Consider the following 15,319-nt stretch of genomic DNA (forward strand, 5'->3'; position numbering starts at 1 on the left):
GAGTCCGAACCATGGTCGGAACCTCTCGGGCCCGGCGCGCTCTCGGCGCGGCCGTGGCCACCCTGGCCTCACTGGCCACTCTCGTCACCGCGGCACCGAACGCCGCGGCGGACTCGTCCCGGTGCCCGGCGGGCAAGTTCTGTGTCTTCCAGTACGCGAACTACCGGGGCGAGATGAAGATCTTCTCGTCCAGCCAGGCCACCCTGGGCGTGTGGAACGACTCGATCTCGTCCCTGGTCAACAACTCCGGTCTGTACGCGAGCGCCTCCACGGGCCCGAACCACTCCGGCGACGACTCGCTGTACATCAGCCCGCACAACGGCCCGATCGACCTGGGCGGGGGCGCGTTCGACGGCAGGCTCGACAACAAGATCAGCTCGATCCGGATGGCGACGACCGACTGGGAGCTCTCCTACGGCGTCCCCTGGATGGACTGGCTGGCACCCAGCGCGCGCCCCGAGCCCACGCCCGTGACCATGTTCGGAGACCTGGACAACAACTGGGTCCCCGACCTCCTCCACCGCGCCGAGGACGGCAGGCTGTGGTTCCTGCCCGGCGATGCCCCCAGGGGCACCACCGGCGCCCCGAAGGGGCGGCTGATCGGTGGCGGCTGGAACGCGATGACGCAGCTCGTCCGGCACGGCGACCACAACGGCGACGGCAACGAGGACGTGTTCGCCCGCGACAGGGCCGGTGTGCTCTGGTTCTACCCCGGAAACGGCCTGGGCTCGCTCAAGACCCGCGCCAAGATCGGCGGGGGCTGGAACAGCATGCGGGAGATCGCCGCGGTGGGTGACATCACGGGTGACGGCCGGCGTGACCTGGTCGCCCGGGACACCGCCGGCGTGCTCTGGACGTACCCCGGCAACGGGCGCGGCTCGTTCGGGGCGCGCAAGAAGGTCGGCGGCGGCTGGAACGCCATGAACCGCCTCGTGGCGCCCGGCGACATGAACGGGGACGGCAGGGCCGACCTCGTCGCCCGTGACGGCTCGCGCTCGCTGTGGCTCTACCCGGGCAACGGTCGGGGCACGTTCGGTGCCCGTACGAAGTTGCCGTACGCCTGGCCCGCCAACGAGCAGCTGCTGGCGGTCGGGGACGTGACCGGGGACGGCCTGTCCGACCTCATGCGGACGATCAACTACCGCGACCTGTACGTCGACGCCGGAAACGGCCGGGGAGGCATCGGCGCCCCGTCGTACCTGACCGGCTTCGACTCCGCCGACGGCGTCCACGTCTTCTGACGCGGACGGCGGAAGCGGCGGGAACGGCCTGCGTGGCACGGAGCGCCCCTAGCGGGCGCTCCGGGCCACGCAGGCCTCGAGGTGGTCGTCGACGAGGCCGCAGGCCTGCATCAGGGCGTAGGCCGTCGTCGGGCCGATGAAGCGGAGGCCGCGCTTCTTCAGGGCCTTCGCCAGGGCCGTCGACTCGTCGGTCACCGCCGGGACGTCGGCGATCGTGCGGGGTGCGGGGCGGCCGGCCGGGTCCGGGGCGTAGGACCAGATCAGGCTGTCCAGCTCACCGGGGGCCCACTCGGCCAGCACCTTCGCGTTGGCCGTCGTCGCGTCGATCTTGGCGCGGTTGCGGATGATCCCCTCGTCCGCGAGGAGCCGCTCCCGGTCCGCCTCGCCGAACTCCGCGACGGAGGCGATCTTGAAGTCGGCGAAGGCCCGCCGGAAGCCCTCGCGGCGGCGCAGGATCGTGATCCACGAGAGCCCGGACTGGAACGCCTCCAGGCAGAGCCGCTCGAAGAGGGCGTCGTCCCCGTGGACCGGACGTCCCCACTCCTCGTCGTGGTACGTGACGTAGTCCTCGGTCGACAGGCCCCAGGGGCAGCGCAGCCGCCCGTCGGGGCCGGGGACCGCCTCGCCGGTCACCGGTCTTCCCCTTCGTCCTTGCGGAGGGACGGACCACCGGACGACGGACCGCCCGACGACGGGCCACCGGACGACGGGCCCGGCCTGCCGGGCCCCGACGCGAGCGCGGCCTCCAGCTCGGCGATCCGGGCGTCCCGCTCGGCGAGCTCGGCGCCCAGGCGCCCCAGGACGTCGTCCACGTCCGCCATGCGGTACCCCCGCGCCGTCACCGGCAGGCGAAGCGCCTCGACGTCGTCGCGGTCCACGGGGCGGGCCGCCGGCAGCGGGTCCACCAGCTGCTCGGGCGCCACCTCGGGCAGCACCTCGCTGTCGCCCCCGCCGACCACCGCGAGGGTGACCGCAGCGACGACCACGACCATCGCGATCAGCAAAAACCAGAACACCAGCGCGCCTCTCCCAGGAGTGGAATTCGTCCCGTGGTCGATCGTGCCATGCGCCGCCGACAGTTAGGGTCGCAGCGAACGGACGCGAGGGAGGACAAAAGGGATGCTGCGCTTGGGACGGCGTGAATTCGGGCCGCACGAGCCGGTGATCATGGCGATCGTGAACCGGACCCCGGATTCCTTCTACGACCAGGGCGCCACCTTCCGCGACGAGCCCGCTCTCGCCCGCGTCGAGCAGGCGGTGGCCGAGGGCGCCGCCATCATCGACATCGGCGGCGTGAAGGCGGGCCCGGGCGAGGAGGTCTCGGCCGAGGAGGAGGCGCGCCGCACGGTCGGCTTCGTCGCGGAGGTACGGCGCCGGCACCCGGAGGTCGTCATCAGCGTCGACACCTGGCGCGCGGACGTCGGCGAGGCGGTCTGCGAGGCCGGTGCGGACGTCCTCAACGACGCGTGGGGCGGGGTGGATCCGCGACTCGCCGAGGTCGCGGCGCGGTACGGCGCCGGCCTCGTCTGCACCCACGCGGGCGGCGCGGAGCCGAGGACCCGGCCGCACCGGGTCGAGTACGAGGACGTGATGGCCGACATCCTGCGGGTGACCGTCGGACTGGCCGAGCGGGCGGTCGGACTCGGGGTGCGGCGCGACGGGATCATGATCGACCCCGGCCACGACTTCGGGAAGAACACCCGCCACAGCCTGGAGGCGACACGACGGCTCGGCGAGATGACGGAGACGGGGTGGCCGGTGCTGGTGTCCCTGTCCAACAAGGACTTCGTGGGAGAGACGCTGGATCGGCCGGTGAAGGAGCGGGTGCTCGGCACCTTGGCGACGACGGCCGTCTCCGCGTGGCTCGGGGCGCAGGTGTACCGCGTTCACGAGGTGGCCGAGACGCGCCAGGTGCTCGACATGGTGGCGTCCATCGCGGGGCACCGGGCGCCGGCCGTCGCGCGGCGGGGGCTGGCGTAGGTACGGAAGGGGCGGGGCGCCTGCGGCGGGCTGTTTCCCCACCCCGCCCCTTCCCGAACCGGGGCTCCGCCCCGGACCACGCGCCTCAATCGTCGGCGAGGCTCATGTTTCCTACCGGCCCGTTTCCTTCGACACCAGGGCGACCGCTTCGTCCACGTCGTCCGTCACGTGGAAGAGCAGCAGGTCCCGCTCCGAGGCCTTGCCGCCCGCGACCACCGAGTCGCGGAGCCAGTCGACGAGACCCTTCCAGTACTCCGTACCGAAGAGCACGATCGGGAACCGGGTCACCTTGCGCGTCTGGACCAGGGTGAGCGCCTCGAAGAGCTCGTCCAGGGTGCCGAGGCCGCCCGGGAGAACCACGAACCCTTGCGCGTACTTCACAAACATCGTTTTTCGGACAAAGAAGTAGCGGAAGTTCACGCCGATGTCGACGTGCGGGTTGAGCCCCTGCTCGAAGGGGAGCTCGATCCCGAGGCCCACCGAGATGCCCTTGACCTCCCGCGCGCCCTTGTTCGCCGCCTCCATGGCGCCCGGGCCGCCGCCCGTGATCACCGCGAAGCCGGCCTCGACCAGGGCGCGGCCGAGCCGCACGCCCGCTTCGTACTCCGGCGAGTCCGGCTTCGTGCGGGCCGAGCCGAAGACGCTGATCGCGCTCGGCAGTTCGGCGAGCGCGCCGAAGCCCTCCACGAACTCGGACTGGATGCGCATGACCCGCCAGGGGTCGGTGTGCACCCACTCCGAGTCGCCCTCGGTGTCCAGCAGACGCTGATCGGTGGTGCCCGGCTGGACCTGGTCCCGGCGCCTCAACACCGGCCCCAACCGCTGCTCCTCCGGCTTCGACCCTCCCTCGGGGACACCCATGGTCTGCTCCCTCCGCCGATCCACTGATCTTCTGATTCGGTCAGGGTAGGTCCACAGACGTGACAAAAAGCAGAATTTCGGCTGTCAGCCAGTGAGCCAGTCGCGGAGACGTGCCTCGCACTGGACGATCCGCTCGACGACGACGTGCTCGTCCACCTTGTGCGCGTAGATCGGGTCGCCGGGTCCGTAGTTCACGGCGGGGACGCCGAGGGCGCTGAAGCGGGCCACGTCGGTCCAGCCGAACTTGGGGTGGGCGGCGCCGCCGACCGCCTTCATGAACGCCTCGGCGGCCGGGTGGGAGAGGCCCGGCAGGGCGCCTCCGCTGTGGTCGTCGACGACGAACTCGGCGACGCCGCAGTCGGCGAAGACCTCGCGGACGTGCGCCTCGGCCTCCTCGGAGGTGAGGTCGGGCGCGTAGCGGTAGTTGACGACGACGGTGCAGGCGTCGGGGATGACGTTGTTGGCGACGCCGCCCTCGATCCGTACGGCGTTGAGGCCCTCGTGGTACTCCAGACCGTCGATGACCGGCTTGCGCGGCTCGTACGCGGCGAGGCGGGCGAGGATCGGGGCCGCGGTGTGGATGGCGTTGGAGCCCATCCAGGAGCGCGCGGAGTGGGCGCGCTCGCCCTCCGTGCGCAGGAGGACGCGGAGCGTTCCCTGGCAGCCGCCCTCGACCTCGGCGTTCGACCCTTCGAGGAGGACCGCGAAGTCGCCCTCCAGCCAGTCCGGGTGGGCCTCGGCGACCTTCCCGAGGCCGTTGAGGTGCGCGGCGACCTCCTCCTGGTCGTAGAAGACGAAGGTGAGGTCACGGTTGGGCTCGGGAACGGTGGCGGCGATCCTCAGCTGGACGGCGACGCCCGACTTCATGTCCGAGGTGCCGCAGCCCCACAGGATGCCGTTCTCGTCGAGCCGCGAGGGCACGTTGTCGGCGATCGGCACGGTGTCGATGTGCCCGGCGAGGATCACGCGCTCCTCGCGGCCGAGCCGCGTGCGGGCGACGATGTTGTTGCCGTACCGGTCGACGGTGAGGTGCGGCAGGGGCCGCAGCGCCTGCTCGATCGCGTCGGCGAGCGGCTTCTCGGTCCCGCTGACCGAGGGGAAGTCGACGAGCGCGGCGGTGAGCGCGGGGCCGTCCAGCGTGAGGTCAAGAGGAGCGTTGTCAGCCATGTGCCGACCCTAACCCGGCCTCCAGTACGGTGGGCCCCGTGTCCGAGCCCACCCGTTCCCCCCGCACCCCCCGCAAGGGCCGTCTCGCCAGGTTCACGGCCGCCTTCGTCGTGCTCTGCGGCCTGATCGCCTATGTGGCCGTACACCAGTCGACGGGCTCCAAGGGCGCCCCTCGGTGCACGGTCGGCAGTGGCAGGAACACCTACGAATTCACCCTGGAGCAGGCGTCGAACGCCGCCACCATCTCGGCCGTGGGCACCACGCGCCGGATGCCGGAGCGCGCGGTCACGATCGCCCTGGCGACCGCGCTCCAGGAGTCCGCGCTGCGCAACATCCGGCACGGCGACCGGGACTCCCTCGGACTGTTCCAGCAGCGCCCGTCCATGGGCTGGGGGACGCCGGAGCAGATCATGGATCCGGTGTACTCCTCGGGGAGGTTCTACGAAGGTCTGGCGGAGGTTCCGGGCTATTCGCGGCTCCCGCTGACCGTGGCGGCGCAGAAGGTGCAGCGCAGCGGTTTCCCGCAGGCGTACGCGAAGCACGAGCCGGACGCGGCGCTTCTCTCGGCCGCGCTGACGGGCCGCTCGCCCGCCGCCCTCCGCTGTATGACGGACCCTGCGCGGGACGTGGCGGCGGGCGATCCGGCGAAGCTGCGGGCGGAGCTGGTACGGGCCTTCGGCAAGAAGGCGGCGCCCCGCACGACGGCCGGCGGCAGCGCCAGGACGAGCGTCGGCTCCTCCTCCGCCGTGGTCTCCGTGCCGGTCCTGGCGACCACCGGGTCGGACGCCCAGCGCGGCTGGGAGCTCGCGCACTGGGCCGTGGCGCGCGCGGAGGATCTGCGGGTCGTGGAAGTGGCGTACGCGGACAAGGTCTGGCGCGCGGGCGACTCCGCGGGCGCGTGGACGAAGACGGCCGACGCGGCCGGTGAAGGAACGGTTCGCATCCGGCTCGCGCGGTAGCCGGACGCAAGTACGGGGCGTCACCCGACCGGGTATTCGCCGACGCTCGCCACCACTCGCCTGCACCTACCCCCGCACTCCCCTTGCCCAGCAAGGGAAGTGACGGTTCAGCAGGTGTTGGATCTTCGGCGCGTTCGTCCGCTTTCCTCCCCACCCGATAATGCGATGCATTGCGGAGCCTTTACCTTCGGCCGCCGCAACCTCTCCCTCCCTCGCCTCGGTTGTCACGGCGTCAGCACGTCGTCTTCGTCGAAGGAGCACCATGTCCCTCCCCCTGACCCGTCGGATCGCCCGCGCCGCCCTCATCGTCGCGGCCGGAGCAGCCCCCGTGGTCGGTGCGGCCGGCTCCGCGAGCGCCCTGGACCACAGCATCGCGCCCACCAGCGCGCTCCCCGGCATCAGCTCGCTGGACGGCGCCGGTGTCGGCAACGCCGTCGACGGTGCCTCGCAGACTGCTACCGGTGTCGTCGGCGACACCGGTAGCAAGGCCGTCGGCAAGGCCGTCCCGGCCGCCGGCAAGACCGTGGGCGCGGCGGGCAGGACCGCGACTCCGGCCGCGCAGAAGGTCGCCGGCGACACCGCGGGCAGCGCGGGCGAGGTCCTCGGCGAGACCGCCCCGTCGGCGGGCGGCCTCGGCCAGAACCTGCCGGCCGGCGGCGGTGTGCCCACCCTGGGCGGCCTGCCGCTCGGCGGCTGAGAAACCCCGTCCGGTTCTCCAGCACCGGTACGGGCGAGGGCCCGGGGAGCGTGACGCTCCCCGGGCCCTCTCACATGTGCGCGGCCTCCGCCCCGGGCAGGCTCGGCCCGGGCAGGCTCAGCCCAGACGCTTGACCGCCGCCTCGACGCGCTCGTCCGTGGCCGTGAGGGCCACGCGGACGAACCGCTCCCCCGCCGTCCCGTAGAAGTCGCCGGGCGCGACCAGGATGCCCTTCTCGGCCAGGTACGCCACCGTCTCCCAGCACGGCTCGTCACGGGTCGCCCACAGGTAGAGGCTCGCCTCGCTGTGCTCGATCCGGAAGCCGTGCGCCTCGAGGGCCGTCCGCAGCGCCGAGCGCCGCGCGGCGTACCGCTCCCGCTGCTCGGCGACGTGCGTGTCGTCGCCCAGGGCGGCGACCGTGGCGGCCTGCACGGGGGCGGCCGTCATCATGCCGCCGTGCTTGCGGATCTGGAGCAGCTCGCCGAGGACGGCCGCGTCGCCCGCGATGAACGCGGCGCGGTAGCCGGCCAGGTTGGAGCGCTTGGAGAGCGAGTGGACGACGACGATCCCCTCGTACGAACCGCCGGACACGTCCGGGTGCAGCACCGAGACCGGGTCGGCCTCCCAGCCCAGCTCCAGGTAGCACTCGTCGGAGAAGACGAGGATGCCGTGCTCGCGCGCCCAGGCCACGATCCGGGTCAGCTCGTCCTTGCCGAGGACCTTGCCGGTCGGGTTGGAGGGCGAGTTGAGCCAGAGCAGCTTGACCCGGGCCGGGTCGAGGTCGGTGGTCGGGTCGTCGTAGACGACGGGCTCCGCGCCGCAGAGCCGCGCGCCGACCTCGTACGTCGGGTAGGCGAGGCGCGGGTAGGCGACCTGGTCCCCGGCGCCGAGGCCCAGCTGCGTCGGGAGCCAGGCCACGAGCTCCTTGGAGCCGACGACCGGCAGCACGTTGTGGTGGGTGAGCGCGACCGCGCCGAGGCGCCGCTCGCACCAGCCGGTGAGCGCGTCCCGCAGCTCGGTGGTGCCCCAGACCGTGGGATAGCCGGGCGAGTCCGCGGCCGCGACCAGCGCGCGCTGGATCAGCTCCGGCACGGGGTCGACCGGCGTGCCCACGGACAGGTCCACGATGCCGTCCGGGTGGGCGACCGCCGTCTTCTTGTACGGCTCCAGCTTGTCCCAGGGGAAGACGGGCAGGCGCGAGGAGACTGCGCCCGAGACTGCGCTCACGAGTGGCTCACTTCGTCGTACGTACGGGAAACGCGTCGGTCCCGTACAGCGGGCGAGGCCGTACGGGACCGAGGGCGGGGTATCAGCCGTTCTGCGGCGGCAGAGCGGCGATGAAGGGGTGGTCGCGCTCGATCAGGCCGAGCTTGGAGGCACCACCGGGCGAACCGAGCTCGTCGAAGAACTCGACGTTCGCCTTGTAGTAGTCCTTCCACTCCTCCGGGGTGTCGTCCTCGTAGAAGATGGCCTCGACCGGGCACACCGGCTCACAAGCACCACAGTCGACGCATTCGTCCGGGTGGATGTACAAGGACCGGGAGCCCTCGTAGATGCAGTCGACGGGGCACTCCTCGATGCATGCCTTGTCCTTGACGTCGACACAAGGCTGCGCGATGACGTAGGTCACGCTGTCGTTCCTCCTCGGTAGGGCTGGTCTGCGCGGGAGCGCGGCGTCGTCGATGCCCGCCCCTAGTATCTCCGTTCTTGGGGTCGATCCGAACAGGAGGGGCGGAGAAGCTGTGGAATTCACCGCAGGAGGGCGCCTTGAGGTCCGCATTACCCGCGCTGACGTGGGAAAACGTGTCTCAGTTCGGTACGTGACGGACGCGGGTGACCAGGGCGGGAAATTCACTGACGCGGTCGGCGTGCTCACATCATGGGACGACGGTGTGCTCTTGATCACACGGCGGACCGGTGAGACCGTCCGGATCGCGGAATCCACCCTCGTCGCCGGCAAGGTCGTGCCCGCCGCCCCGGCCCGCAGGCGCGGCCCCGCCGCCTCCTTCGAGGAGCTGGCGCGGGCGATGGCCCGCGGCTGGCAGCCGGTGGAGAGCGAGGCGCTGGGCGGGTGGACGCTGCGGGCGGCCGGCGGGTTCACCCGGCGGGCCAATTCCGTACTGCCGCTCGGCGACCCCGGGCTTCCGCTGGGCGAGGCGCTCGCGCGGGTGCGCGACTGGTACGGGAAGCGGGACCTCCCCGCGTACGTACAGACGGCGACCGGCGCCGAGGGCACGCAGGAGCTGCTCTGCGCCGGCCTCGAACGGCACGGCTGGCGGTCGGAGGTCTCGGCGGAGGTACGGATCGGGGCGCTGGCCCCGGTAGGAGACCTGGACGCGGACGTGTCACGCGTCCGGCTCGCGCGGAGCGTGGACGACGCGTGGCTCCGTCGCTACAACCGGTCGGGTGTGGTCGGACCCCATGTGCTGAGCGTCCTGTCCAGCGGCCCGAGTGTGTGGTTCGCGTCCGTACCGGGCACGGAAGACATACCGGCGGCGATCGGGCGGTGTGTGGTCGACGGCCGCTGGGCCGGGTTCATGGCGGTGGAGGTCGACCCCGCGCAGCGTCGTCGGGGTCTGGCCACGGCCGTGATGGCGGCGCTCGCCCGGCAGGCGCTCGACGAGGGCGCCTCGGCGGCCTGGCTGCAGGTGGAGGCGGAGAACGACGCGGCGCGGTCGCTGTACGAGGGGATGGGCTTCGCGGTCCATCACCACTACCACCACTATCGAGCGACCGAGGCGTGAGCGAGGTGACCGGCGTGACCGACTGGCGGCGGGAGTTCGCGGAGGAGGCCCGTTCACGGCGCCCGGACCTCGCGCGGCTCTGTCTGCTGATCGGAGCGGTCGCGGACGAGACGGTGACGGCAGCGGATCTGGACGCGGCGGAGATCGAGCTGGACCGGCTGGCCGGGGAGCTGCCGTACGGTCTGCGCGAGCCGGACGACTGGGTGGCCGCGCTGGCCCGGCTGCTCGGCGGACGGTACGGCTTCCAGGGCGTCCCGGCGGACTACCAGCGGCTGGAGTCCTCGCTGCTGCACGAGGTCCTGAGGCGGCGGCGCGGTCTGCCGATCCTCCTGTCCGTGGTCTGGATGGAGGTCGCCCGCCGGGCGGGTGCGCCGGTGTACGGCCTCGGCCTGCCGGGCCACTTCGTGGTGGGCCTCGGCGACCCGTCGGCCCAGGTCTTCGCGGACCCGTTCGCGGGCGGCCGGCCGATGACGGGCATGGACGCGGAGCTGCTGGTGGCGGGGGCGACGGGCGAGCCCCTGGAGCCTTCGATGCTGCGCCCGGCGGACGCGCTGGAGATCGTCCTGCGCATCCTGAACAACATCCGCGCCTGGGCCTCGCCGCGCCCGGAGCGCTCCGGCGTGGCGCTGTGGGCGGTGGAACTGTCCCTGCTGCTCCCCGCCCACCCGGCCAGGCTGCGCTACGAGCACGCGGAGCTGCTGGTGCAGCGGGGCGAGTTCCTGGCGGGGGCGGCGGAGATGGAGGCGTACGCCTCGGTGGTCGACGCGGTCGAACCGAGCGCGGCGGCGTCGATCCGGAACCGGGCGCAGGCGGCGCGGGCCCTGCTGAACTAGCACACCGGTGCCTCTTTCACGTCCCTGGCGCCGATCGATGCCGGCGGTTCGGCCGCTCGCCCCGGCTCGGTGACCTGAGTCACACCCGGATCCTGTCAGCAATCGGTGCGCCGTCTCGTTCAGGGGGCACGCGAACGAGACAGGAGCAACGCCATGAAGCACCGCATCGTCGTCCTCGGCGCCGGATACGCCGGGGCCTTCGCCGCCGGGAATCTGGCCCGCCGGCTCTCCCCCGCCGACACCGAGATCACCGTCGTCAACGCCGTGCCCGACTTCGTCGAGCGGATGCGGCTCCACCAGCTCGCGAGCGGCCAGGACCTCGCGGTCCGCAAGCTGGCCGACGTGTTCGCCGGCACCGGGGTGCGGCTGCGCCTCGCGCGCGTCACCGCCGTCGATCCCGAGCGCGGGACCGTCGCCGTGACCGGCGAGGACGGGGACGGCGAGCTCGCGTACGACACCCTTCTCTACGCGCTCGGCAGCTCCGTCGCCCACCATGGTGTCCCCGGCGTCGCCGAGTACGCCTTCGATGTGACCGGCCTGTCCTCGGCGCTGCGTCTGCGCGAGCGCCTGGCAGGCCTGGGTGCGGGCGGCACCGTGCTGGTCGTCGGTGAGGGACTGACCGGCATCGAGACCGCCACCGAGATCGCCGAGTCCCGGCCCGGCCTCTCGGTCGCGCTCGCCGCCCGCGGCGAGCTGGGCGCCTGGCTCTCCCCGAAGGCCCGCCGGCATCTGCGCCGGGCCTTCGACCGGCTCGGCATCACCGTCCACGAGCACACCGGCATCGAAGCCGTCGAGCCGGCACGGGCGGTCGCCGCCGACGGTACGTCGATCCCGGCCGACGTGACCGTGTGGGCGGCCGGGTTCGCCGTGCACCCCATCGCCGCCGCGAGCGGCCTGGCGGTCGCCGAGACCGGGCAGATCGTCGTCGACCGCACCATGCGCTCGGTCTCGCACCCGGACGTCTACGCCGCCGGCGACTGCGCCTACGCGATCGGCGAGAACGGCCGGCCGCTGCCGATGTCCTGCGCCTCGGCCGGTTTCACCAACATGCAGGCGACCGCCGCGATCATCGCCCGTCTGACGGGTGACGAGGTCCCGGCCACCGGGCTGAAGTACTACGGCAACCACATCAGCCTCGGGCGGCGGGACGCGATCTTCCAGATGGTGGACCGGGACGTCCGGTCGGCGTCCTGGTACCTGGGCGGCCGGACCGCCGCGCGGCTCAAGTCGGGCGTGCTCAAGGGGGCCGGGTGGGGCATCGCCCATCCGACCTTCGGCATGCCGAAGCGCAGGCGCCGCCTGGTCACCGCGCCGGACGGGACCGCTGTGAGGGTCGCCGCCTAGGCTGCGCCGCATGGACAGCGCAGCCATCGACATGTTCGAGGCCAGCCGGGGCCGGCTGGCCTCGCTGGCGTACCGTCTGCTCGGCTCGGCGGCCGACGCCGAGGACGCCGTGCAGGACACGTTCCTGCGCTGGCAGGCCGCGGACCGCGGTCATGTCGAGGTGCCGGAGGCGTGGCTGACCAAGGTCGTCACCAACCTCTGCCTCGACCGGCTCCGCTCGGCGCGGGCACGCCACGAGCGAGCGGCCGGTGTCCGACTGCCCGAGCCGCTCCTGGAGGGCGACCCGATGCTCGGCCCCGCCGACACCGTCGAGCAGCGCGAATCGGTGTCCTTGGCCGTACTGACCCTCCTGGAGCGCCTCTCTCCGGTCGAGCGGGCCGCCTACGTCCTGCGCGAGGCCTTCTCGTACCCGCACGCGGAGATCGCCGGGATCCTCGACATCACCGAGTCCGCGAGCCAGCAGCATGTCCACCGGGCCCGGCGCCGGGTCGCCGCCGAGCGGCGCGGCGGCGAGGTGGACCCCGCGTCCGCGCGCCGGGTCGTCGAGGAGTTCCTCGCCGCCGCCACGTCGGGGCGCACCGAACGGCTGGTGGCGCTGCTGACCGACGACGTGACGGCGGTGTCGGACGGCGCCGGACTGGCCAGGCGGCTGCTGCGGTTCACGACGCGCGAGCGCGTCGCCTCCTTCGTGCGGGCCGGCTTCAGGCCGACGCCGGCGAAGCGGCGGCTGGCGGGCGGCTCCCTCGCGATGTACATCGCACCGGTCAACGGCTCCCCGGCCGTCCTCGCCGTGGTCGAGGGCCGGGTCGTGGGGGCGGTGGTGTTCGACGTCAGAGACGGCAAGGTCGCGTCCCTGTGCGGGATCGCCGCCGCGGACCGGCTCGGGCGCCTCGACGAGGCATGGCGGCGGCACGAACCGGGGGCGCCGGTCATCGACGCCTGGTGACCTGAGTGCGGGCGGGTGCCGTCCCGCGGTGCGCGTCGACTTGATAGGCAAGTGAACACTTGCCTATCCTGGGGTCGTGGCCGACGAGATATTCAAAGCCTTGGCCGACCCCACCCGCCGCACGATCCTCGACGAGCTGACGGAGAGGTCCGGACAGACGCTGTTCGAGATCTGCTCGCGGCTGAGCATGAAGCATCAGCTCGGGATCTCGCGCCAGGCGGTCTCCCAGCACCTCGCCGTGCTGGAGGCCGCGGGGCTCGTCGAGACCAGGCGGGAGGGGCGCTACAAGTTCCACGACCTGAACACGGCCCCGCTGCGGCAGATCACCGAGCGATGGCTCGTGCCCGACACCTCCGGACCGCGGGAGAGCACCCCATGAAGATCCATCTGACCAGTGTCTTCGTCGACGACCAGGCGAAGGCCCTGCACTTCTACACCGAGATCCTCGGCTTCGTGAAGAAGCACGACGTCCCGGTGGGCGAGAAGGACCGGTGGCTGACCGTCGTCTCGCCCGACGAGCCCGAAGGCACCGAACTCCTTCTGGAGCCGGCCGGCCACCCGGCGGTCAAGGCCTACCGCGACGCGCTCGTCGGCGACGGCATCCCGCTCGCCCAGTTCGCCGTGGACGACGTGCGGGCGGAGCACGAGCGCCTGACCGCCCTGGGCGTCCGCTTCGTCCAGGAGCCTCTGGAGATGGGCCCGGTCACCACGGCGGTCCTCGACGACACGTGCGGCAACCTGATCCAGCTCGCGACGAAGCCGTAGGACACGCGCCGTCACTCCTCGCTCCACGGCGGGACCGTCCACCGCAGGACGGTCCCGCCGTCGAGGCGTTCGAGGGTGGCGGGGTAGACCTGCCCGGCGGCGCGCTCGCCGTGATGACGTATGGAGTGGTCGCCGGGATCCCAGCCGAGGCCGAGGACGGGGCAGCCGGCGACGTCGGTCAGCCCGTCGAGGAGAGGACGGGGCCATGCCGCGCGCGCGAGACGGTACGCGTGGGTGTGCGCGTCCACGACGCACATCAGGCCCCTGCCCGGGCCGTTCTCGACCCAGGCCCGGAGCCGTGCGGCGAGCGCCTGCGCCTCGGGCAGGGGAAGGTCGAGCCAGCCGAACGGCCCGTGGCCCCAGGAGGTCTGCGGGATGCGCTCGCCACCGAACTCGGCGGCCACCTCCTTCTCGTACCGCCCCCAGTACGTGAGGTCGGCAAGACCGTCGAGACTCTCTCCTTCCGTGCCGACGAAGGAGTCCAGGGCGCACGCGTCGCCGAGGACCATGCCACAGCGGTCGACGGGCAGGTCGCCGAGGACCACCGGTGCGTCACTCCGCCCTTCCGCCCAGGGAAGACCGAGGTCCACCTCCAGGACGGAGATCGTCGGTTCGCCGTCGAAGGGCGAGGGGGAGGTCTGCGCCCGTATCGCCAGGGGCCGGCCCTGCGCCGCCGGCACGACGATGGCCTCGCCCTCCCACAAGCTGGGCTCGCCGCCCTCAGGGCCGTACAGATGGCCGCCGCCGCGCGCGGCGGCTTCCCGGGCGCGCTCGGAGAGCGGCCGGCCCACCTGGGGCCACCAGTCGATCCAGCCGCCCTTGCCCAGGACCAGTGCCCCGGAGGGTGCCGTCACCGCTCCGAGCTCGGCGTACGCCTGCGTCGTCTCACTCATGGCCCGATTGAACCGTGCCGCACCGACAACGCCCGCAGGAACCAGTCGACGGCCGGGGTCGCCGGCTCCGGGGGTGGCCAGGCGTTGATCCGGGACAGGAGCTGGAGGTAGCGGGTGTGGCGCGGGGCGATCGCGGCCTTCAGGTACGCGGGGAGGTCGTCCGGGCAGGCCGGGTGGGCGGTGACGTGGTCGACGATCGATTGGGCCTCCGGCGAGGCGGGGTCGAGCGTGAGGTCGGCCGTCGCGCGGACCACGGCCACGATGTGGGGGCGCGGAGGCGCCAGGCCCCCGTCCCGGGCGGCGGCGAACCGTTCGACCAGCCGCCGCGTGTCGGCCACGAACCCCGGGTCCTGCGTCAGTTCCGCGAGCTCCACCCACGCGGCGACCTGCGCGTCGTCGGGGTCGTCGGGCAGAACGGGCGTCACCGAGCGGACGACGCCCGGGTCGAGGCCGCGGTAGGCGGCGTCGAGGAACTCCGTGATCAGACGGTCGCGTTCTGCGGCGGACAGTCGCGCCAGCTTGTGCATAAGGTCCAGCTCCTCCGGGGTCGATCCCCGCCCGGCCACCGCCGTCAGTACCACGCGCCGCAGCCTCAGCGTGCGGATCTGCACGTCGAGCGCCTCCGCGTGCGCGGCGGCCACCTCGGCGAGCGAGGCCTCCCGGTCCACGACCTTCCGGATGGCGGGAAGCCCGAGCCCGAGCTCGCGCAGCGTCCGTACGAGTCCGAGGCGCGCGACGGCGTCGGTGCCGTAGACGCGGTGACCGGCGGGGGTGCGGTCGAGGGGCGGCACGATCCCCTCGTCGGAGTAGAACCGCACGGCCTTGACCGTCACACCGGTCCGCCGCGCCAGTTCACCGATCGAGAAGAGCGTGTCGCCGTCCATGCGGA

18 protein-coding genes are annotated in these 15,319 nt (G+C 72.5%); 10 read left to right on the forward strand and 8 right to left on the reverse strand.

The features are described from left to right. Nucleotides 1-11 precede the first annotated feature (11 nt). Nucleotides 12-1,241: an FG-GAP-like repeat-containing protein gene (locus tag ACZ3OF_RS10335; RefSeq protein WP_467303983.1), complete on the forward strand. Its 1,230-nt coding sequence runs from the start codon at nt 12-14 to the stop codon at nt 1,239-1,241. 48 nt (nt 1,242-1,289) lie between these two features. Here ACZ3OF_RS10335 and ACZ3OF_RS10340 read toward each other — a convergent pair whose 3' ends face one another. After that, nucleotides 1,290-1,874 (reverse strand): DNA-3-methyladenine glycosylase I, encoded by a 585-nt coding sequence (locus tag ACZ3OF_RS10340; protein WP_361668501.1) that lies wholly within the window; start codon nt 1,872-1,874, stop codon nt 1,290-1,292. After that, entirely contained in the window at nt 1,871-2,257 is a 387-nt protein-coding gene (locus tag ACZ3OF_RS10345; protein ID WP_361668498.1) for a hypothetical protein, read from the reverse strand. Before ACZ3OF_RS10345 ends, ACZ3OF_RS10340 begins: the two co-directional genes overlap by 4 nt. A gap of 103 nt (nt 2,258-2,360) precedes the next feature. On the opposite strand from ACZ3OF_RS10345, the gene folP reads away from it, so the two are divergent. Beyond that, on the forward strand, nt 2,361-3,221 hold the full coding sequence (folP, locus tag ACZ3OF_RS10350; RefSeq protein WP_361668495.1) for a dihydropteroate synthase: 861 nt from the start codon (nt 2,361-2,363) through the stop codon (nt 3,219-3,221). Nucleotides 3,222-3,332: 111 nt separating this feature from the next. On the opposite strand, the gene ACZ3OF_RS10355 is transcribed toward folP, so the two are convergent. Continuing rightward, nucleotides 3,333-4,082 carry an LOG family protein gene (locus ACZ3OF_RS10355; protein WP_467303986.1) on the reverse strand — a complete coding sequence of 250 codons (750 nt, stop codon included), beginning with the start codon at nt 4,080-4,082 and terminating at the stop codon, nt 3,333-3,335. A gap of 84 nt (nt 4,083-4,166) precedes the next feature. Then, nucleotides 4,167-5,249, reverse strand: coding sequence for a succinyl-diaminopimelate desuccinylase (gene dapE, locus ACZ3OF_RS10360; RefSeq protein WP_361668490.1), 1,083 nt, complete (start codon nt 5,247-5,249; stop codon nt 4,167-4,169). A gap of 29 nt (nt 5,250-5,278) precedes the next feature. On the opposite strand from dapE, the gene ACZ3OF_RS10365 reads away from it, so the two are divergent. Both ACZ3OF_RS10365 and ACZ3OF_RS10370 read left to right on the forward strand, forming a co-directional pair. Next, entirely contained in the window at nt 5,279-6,208 is a 930-nt protein-coding gene (locus tag ACZ3OF_RS10365; protein ID WP_361668487.1) for a VldE C-terminal domain-containing protein, read from the forward strand. A gap of 262 nt (nt 6,209-6,470) precedes the next feature. Then, on the forward strand, nt 6,471-6,905 hold the full coding sequence (locus ACZ3OF_RS10370; protein WP_467303989.1) for an ATP-binding protein: 435 nt from the start codon (nt 6,471-6,473) through the stop codon (nt 6,903-6,905). Between the two features lie 117 nt (nt 6,906-7,022). Here the strand turns inward: ACZ3OF_RS10370 and ACZ3OF_RS10375 are convergent, their stop codons facing one another. Both ACZ3OF_RS10375 and fdxA read right to left on the reverse strand, forming a co-directional pair. After that, complete coding sequence (locus ACZ3OF_RS10375) at nt 7,023-8,132, reverse strand: bifunctional succinyldiaminopimelate transaminase/glutamate-prephenate aminotransferase (protein ID WP_361668481.1); 1,110 nt, start codon at nt 8,130-8,132, stop codon at nt 7,023-7,025. An 82-nt stretch (nt 8,133-8,214) separates the two neighbouring features. Continuing rightward, complete coding sequence (gene fdxA, locus ACZ3OF_RS10380) at nt 8,215-8,535, reverse strand: ferredoxin (RefSeq protein WP_003985062.1); 321 nt, start codon at nt 8,533-8,535, stop codon at nt 8,215-8,217. A gap of 112 nt (nt 8,536-8,647) precedes the next feature. On the opposite strand from fdxA, the gene ACZ3OF_RS10385 reads away from it, so the two are divergent. The 6 genes from ACZ3OF_RS10385 to ACZ3OF_RS10410 all read left to right on the forward strand — a co-directional run bounded on the left by ACZ3OF_RS10385 (nt 8,648) and on the right by ACZ3OF_RS10410 (nt 13,537). Beyond that, nucleotides 8,648-9,649 (forward strand): GNAT family N-acetyltransferase, encoded by a 1,002-nt coding sequence (locus ACZ3OF_RS10385; RefSeq protein ID WP_361668479.1) that lies wholly within the window; start codon nt 8,648-8,650, stop codon nt 9,647-9,649. Beyond that, on the forward strand, nt 9,646-10,482 hold the full coding sequence (locus ACZ3OF_RS10390) for a transglutaminase-like domain-containing protein (protein WP_361668477.1): 837 nt from the start codon (nt 9,646-9,648) through the stop codon (nt 10,480-10,482). Before ACZ3OF_RS10385 ends, ACZ3OF_RS10390 begins: the two co-directional genes overlap by 4 nt. 153 nt (nt 10,483-10,635) lie before the next feature. Then, nucleotides 10,636-11,826 carry an NAD(P)/FAD-dependent oxidoreductase gene (locus ACZ3OF_RS10395; RefSeq protein WP_361668473.1) on the forward strand — a complete coding sequence of 397 codons (1,191 nt, stop codon included), beginning with the start codon at nt 10,636-10,638 and terminating at the stop codon, nt 11,824-11,826. Between the two features lie 10 nt (nt 11,827-11,836). Beyond that, entirely contained in the window at nt 11,837-12,772 is a 936-nt protein-coding gene (locus tag ACZ3OF_RS10400; RefSeq protein WP_361668471.1) for a sigma-70 family RNA polymerase sigma factor, read from the forward strand. A 76-nt stretch (nt 12,773-12,848) separates the two neighbouring features. Beyond that, nucleotides 12,849-13,151 carry an ArsR/SmtB family transcription factor gene (locus ACZ3OF_RS10405; protein WP_361436283.1) on the forward strand — a complete coding sequence of 101 codons (303 nt, stop codon included), beginning with the start codon at nt 12,849-12,851 and terminating at the stop codon, nt 13,149-13,151. Then, nucleotides 13,148-13,537, forward strand: a complete 390-nt coding sequence (locus tag ACZ3OF_RS10410) for a VOC family protein (RefSeq protein ID WP_361668468.1) — start codon at nt 13,148-13,150, stop codon at nt 13,535-13,537. Before ACZ3OF_RS10405 ends, ACZ3OF_RS10410 begins: the two co-directional genes overlap by 4 nt. An 11-nt stretch (nt 13,538-13,548) precedes the next feature. Here ACZ3OF_RS10410 and ACZ3OF_RS10415 read toward each other — a convergent pair whose 3' ends face one another. Continuing rightward, nucleotides 13,549-14,430 carry a hypothetical protein gene (locus ACZ3OF_RS10415; RefSeq protein WP_467303995.1) on the reverse strand — a complete coding sequence of 294 codons (882 nt, stop codon included), beginning with the start codon at nt 14,428-14,430 and terminating at the stop codon, nt 13,549-13,551. Beyond that, the gene (locus tag ACZ3OF_RS10420; protein WP_361668463.1) at nt 14,427-15,314 is read right to left on the reverse strand and encodes a MerR family transcriptional regulator; all 888 of its coding nucleotides are present in this window, start codon (nt 15,312-15,314) and stop codon (nt 14,427-14,429) included. The genes ACZ3OF_RS10415 and ACZ3OF_RS10420 overlap by 4 nt, the downstream gene beginning before the upstream one ends. Between the last annotated feature and the right edge of the window lie 5 nt (nt 15,315-15,319).

This window comes from Streptomyces sp. NPDC022552 (genome assembly GCF_055561875.1).

What these genes read in the sequence shown, in the direction of transcription:
- ACZ3OF_RS10400 (WP_361668471.1), top strand. Translation starts at nt 11,837, where the DNA reads ATGGACAGCGCAGCCATCGACATGTTCGAGGCCAGCCGGGGCCGGCTG.
- dapE (WP_361668490.1), bottom strand. Translation starts at nt 5,249, where the DNA reads ATGGCTGACAACGCTCCTCTTGACCTCACGCTGGACGGCCCCGCGCTC.
- ACZ3OF_RS10395 (WP_361668473.1), top strand. Translation starts at nt 10,636, where the DNA reads ATGAAGCACCGCATCGTCGTCCTCGGCGCCGGATACGCCGGGGCCTTC.
- ACZ3OF_RS10420 (WP_361668463.1), bottom strand. Translation starts at nt 15,314, where the DNA reads ATGGACGGCGACACGCTCTTCTCGATCGGTGAACTGGCGCGGCGGACC.
- ACZ3OF_RS10370 (WP_467303989.1), top strand. Translation starts at nt 6,471, where the DNA reads ATGTCCCTCCCCCTGACCCGTCGGATCGCCCGCGCCGCCCTCATCGTC.
- ACZ3OF_RS10355 (WP_467303986.1), bottom strand. Translation starts at nt 4,082, where the DNA reads ATGGGTGTCCCCGAGGGAGGGTCGAAGCCGGAGGAGCAGCGGTTGGGG.
- ACZ3OF_RS10335 (WP_467303983.1), top strand. Translation starts at nt 12, where the DNA reads ATGGTCGGAACCTCTCGGGCCCGGCGCGCTCTCGGCGCGGCCGTGGCC.
- folP (WP_361668495.1), top strand. Translation starts at nt 2,361, where the DNA reads ATGCTGCGCTTGGGACGGCGTGAATTCGGGCCGCACGAGCCGGTGATC.
- ACZ3OF_RS10415 (WP_467303995.1), bottom strand. Translation starts at nt 14,430, where the DNA reads ATGAGTGAGACGACGCAGGCGTACGCCGAGCTCGGAGCGGTGACGGCA.
- ACZ3OF_RS10410 (WP_361668468.1), top strand. Translation starts at nt 13,148, where the DNA reads ATGAAGATCCATCTGACCAGTGTCTTCGTCGACGACCAGGCGAAGGCC.